Raw genomic sequence first — 430 nt, forward strand, 5'->3', positions numbered from 1 at the left:
TGCAGGTTGGCGTGTCCGAGCCAGAGCGAGACCTTCCGCACGTCACGGGTTGCTTGCAGGGTGTGCATCGCGCAGGTATGCCAGGACATGCGGGCTGACCCCCTTGCCGGCGATCGTCGGCGCAGCGCGCGAGGCTGTGGCGACATGCTTGGCGAGGATGTACTCGAAGCCCGAGCGCGTCATGGCTTGCGCTCGTGCGCTGAGGAACAGCTCAGGAGCAGCGCTGGCCGGACGCACTCTGAGCCAAGCCTTCACCGCGGCCGCCGTTTCTTTCCAGAGCGGCAGGACTCGCTCGCGACGCCCCTTTCCCATGCTTTCAATTACCCATAACGTTGACCACTCGGGCTGATCCGCTGATCGGCGAAATCTAGAATTGAAAGAATCACTTGTGATTCCTTTCTGAGCACCTGATTCGCGAGGGGGTGCTCTA

The 430-nt window shown here is 61.9% G+C and carries 1 pseudogene; it reads right to left on the reverse strand.

Annotated elements, in window-relative coordinates:
• Positions 1-42 precede the first annotated feature (42 nt).
• Positions 43-430: pseudogene (locus tag KJQ96_RS38775) on the reverse strand (hypothetical protein); the annotation flags it as partial.

Origin of the sequence: Bradyrhizobium sp. sGM-13 (assembly GCF_018398875.1) — a bacterium.
In the GTDB taxonomy this organism is placed as follows: domain Bacteria; phylum Pseudomonadota; class Alphaproteobacteria; order Rhizobiales; family Xanthobacteraceae; genus Bradyrhizobium.